This window comes from Vibrio sp. Y176 (assembly GCF_033438945.1).
Window position 1 is genome coordinate 1 of record NZ_JAWOQS010000833.1, and the last position, 592, is coordinate 592.

The following is a 592-nucleotide window of genomic DNA, read 5'->3' on the forward strand; positions in this document are numbered from 1 at the left end:
TCCAACACTTTACGGTCAAACTCCGGCATTTCATCAAGGAACAATAACCCATTGTGAGCAAAAGAAATCTCACCTGGTCTTGGCACCGAGCCACCACCAACTAATGCCGCCATCGAACTGGAATGGTGCGGCGCACGAAACGGACGCGACTTCCAGTTGTGCTCATTAATCTCACTTTGCGTCAGTGATGCGACTGAAGCCGTTTCCATCGCTTCTTCGTCGCTCATCTCCGGCAGTAAGTCGCATAAACGCGACGCCAGCATGGTTTTTCCTGTACCAGGAGGACCAAGGAAAAGTAGGTTGTGGTTTCCAGCCGCCGCAATTTCTAGAGCACGCTTGCCTTGTTGCTGGCCAATGATGTCTTGTAGATCTCGACCATGTTTTTCAACCGTTTTTCGCTTCGGAGTTTGATAAAGATTGAGACGATGCTGACCACATAACTCCGCACACACCTCAAGTAAGGATTGCGCTGACTTATGTTGCTCTTTGCCCACCAACGCCGCTTGATCGCCATTGACATGAGGCACCACCAAATGACGTCCTACTTTGCTTGCAGCCAACGCGGCAGGAAGCACACCTTTAACAGGTCTTA

1 protein-coding gene is annotated in these 592 nt (G+C 50.3%); it reads right to left on the bottom strand.

Going from position 1 to position 592, the window contains the following annotated elements; all coding sequences use genetic code 11:
- Positions 1-592: ATP-binding protein (locus R7O13_RS28915; RefSeq protein ID WP_318305468.1), on the bottom strand; the 592-nt coding region annotated here is incomplete at both ends.